This is a genomic window from Paenibacillus sp. 8b26 (assembly GCF_050626875.1).
GTDB lineage: Bacteria > Bacillota > Bacilli > Paenibacillales > Paenibacillaceae > Paenibacillus.
In genome coordinates this window covers 60,927-63,870 of record NZ_CP192445.1, presented here as the reverse complement: position 1 = coordinate 63,870, position 2,944 = coordinate 60,927, and the positions used below count along the sequence as shown (strand labels likewise).

At 44.9% G+C, this 2,944-nt stretch carries 1 protein-coding gene; it reads right to left on the bottom strand.

All coding sequences use genetic code 11. The features are described 5' to 3' along the window. Nucleotides 1-638: 638 nt before the first annotated feature. Nucleotides 639-2,765 (bottom strand): prolyl oligopeptidase family serine peptidase, encoded by a 2,127-nt coding sequence (locus ACQ4MX_RS00325; RefSeq protein WP_431088695.1) that lies wholly within the window; start codon nt 2,763-2,765, stop codon nt 639-641. Nucleotides 2,766-2,944 lie beyond the last annotated feature (179 nt).

The following is a 2,944-nucleotide window of genomic DNA, read 5'->3' as shown; positions in this document are numbered from 1 at the left end:
TTCAAACCCCTTTCCTCCCCACAAAGATGTGGCAAAACAAAAATGTTTTTACGATTCAGGTGTTAATGTACATATGTATGGAGATATGGAGATATGGAGATAGATGCAGCAAACCATAACAAAGCAAAGTTGTACGGTTGCCAGAAAACAATAAGCACAATTTAAGATTTAATTAGGTAATTGAATTGCCATTCGTGGTGTAATTGAAAATGAGTTAGGTGTGTGTAAAAACTTGGAAGTGTAAAAAACTTGGAGTGGACTAAAGACTTAGGTTGGGACCTAAGAATCCAGTATCATAGATGAGTGTGTCGAAAAAAATACCGAAGGTAACGCAATTTTATTCCAAAAGAAAGTATTAATTGTGAAATATTTTAACTATATAATAAATATGGACTTGAAAAATGTCAATATTTTTTCAAATTCCTTTAATAAGAAAAAAATTAAATAAATAGAAATTGATAGGGCCTTATAAACACAAAAGTAAATTAAAGTATGACGTTGTAATGTATAAGTATATTATACACACAAACAATGCCCTCTTTGGTCTGAAAATCAGGCATTGTTTGTAATTTTTTAATGAATTTTGATGAATTTTTGTAAAAATTTCTGTCTAGTAAGTGCAAGCAACGGGTTTTGTACTATATCTGGTGCTTGACAAACCAGTTTGTAATGCGTTGAAGTCGTTCCACACGAAGCTGCGGATGCCCTTTTCGTGAAAGCTCATGGCTTGAGTCTGGAAAACGGACAAATTGCGTGGATTTCCCCAATCGCCGCAGTGCAGTAAATAGCTGTTCTCCCTGCTCAATGGGACAACGAAGATCCTGCTCCCCATGCAAAATAAGCAGTGGTGTATTTATTTGCTTAACATATGCCAGCGGGGATTGTCTCCACAAGACCTCGAAATCGTCCCAAGGATTGCCGGAAACCTCGTCTTCTGTAAATGAGTAGCCAATGTCGCTCACGCCATACATGGATAGCCAGTTGGATATGGAGCGCTGGGTCACGGCTGCACGGAAACGGTCTGTGTGACCGACAATCCAGTTAGTCATAAAGCCCCCGTAGCTCCCCCCTGTAACTCCTAGTCGTTCTGGATGAATGAATGGAAACTGGCGAATGGCCTCATCTACCGCACTCAGCAAGTCCGTGTAATCTCGTCCACCGTAGTCGGCAAGAACGACATTGGTAAAAGACTGGCCGTACCCTCGGCTTCCTCCCGGATTGGTGTAAATGACCGCATATCCCTGCGCCGCTAGCAACTGAAACTCATGAAAAAAAGAGTGGGAATACATCGCATGGGGGCCGCCATGGATTTCCAAAATAGCGGGATAGATTACTCCCTCCGCAAAACCGACAGGTTTCATCACCCACCCTTGGACCCGCCGACCATTCTCGACCTCGGTCCAAAAGCCCTCAGGCACACTTAGCTCGATCTCTTCAAGCAGCGAGTCATTCACCTGCGTCAGCCGTTCCTCTGTCCCGGAAGAGATCGCAATTCGAAATAAATCGCCCGGCAATGCCACGTGAGTTGAAGCTGCAATAATATGCTGCTCATCCGGGGTGAGCGTGAACTGATAAATTTCTCTGTCTCCCTGCGTCAAAACTGCAAAGCTTCCATCAAATGCAAACTGATATACATGTACATTTCCTTCACGGGTTACAAGTGTATACAGGGATTGACCGTCCGTACTAAAACGTGGTGGCCCTATATGAAGGTGTGAGCGCATATCGCTCATACCCGCGTTACCGAGGTGTGCGTCCAGCGTTTCACTAATGCATACTGCTGATCCACCACTCGAAGGGATGATGTATAAACGGGTCTGGGTCGCGTCTTTAGCATGTCGATCATGTCCGTAAAAGGCAATCGTTGAACCATCGGGAGAGTATGCAGCACTCTCGATTTGCAGCTCCGACCGAGTTAGCTTACGTGGTATTGCCATACCTCCTTTTGAAATAGCAGGATCTATCGTAAACAAATCATTCTGCCTGCGTAAATCCGTGTCCTCTTCTGAATGCTCCGCTATTCTGGCCACGAATAAAATAAGCTTGCCATCCGGCGACCAGACAGGTTCCGCCACATCATACGCGCCGAACGTCAGTTGGACGGTGTCCCCTGAATTTACATCGGTCACATATAAGTGATTTCGCGTATCATCCCACAGCCCGTAGCCATCAGACTTGGCTTTTGTTCGGTTAACGACCTGTCCTTTTGGCTGCACTTTAGAGTTTGCGCTAGCGGATAAAGGAGGCTGGGTCGATTCCACACCCTGTTTGGATGTACCGATCTGGCCGTGTTCGACAGTTCGAAGTGTATGTACCCCCTGTTTTCCAGCACCGGATGTTGGGGGTAACAGACTCTCTGAGGTTTTTGCGACAAAGGATATGTAGGCTCCGTCCGGTGACCAAGCCAATGAATGAACGCCTTTCTCTGCCCATGTAAGCTGCCGAGCCTCTCCTCCGCGAGCTGGAATGATCCATACCTGACGTTTACCTTCCAGTGTGCGGAGAAAAGCAAGCTGTGATCCGTCAGGTGACCAGACAGGTGATTCATCTTTCGGCCCATATGTGAAGGGCAACCGCTCGGATTGTTCTGATGGCAAAACCCAAATGTTAGAATTATAGTCTGTCCGGTCTTCATTAATATACTGCTCTACGTAAGCGACTGCACCGTTACCGGGATGGACAGCAGGATCGCTGACCCACCGAAGATGGTATAAATCCTCTGCTGTTATATGGCGTTTAGTTATATTGGATTGCGGGTCACTCAAAACAATTCCTCCTCAAATCATCAGATCTCTATAAGATTCGAAATGTATTAATCCGATGAAATTTGTAAGATTTAAATGATATAAAAATCACGTTACTCTTTTTACTTGTCTCTGTCAATTTGCTTCTTCATATATTTCCAATACAAAAACCCTACCTCGCTGGTCGCCACGGACCTGAA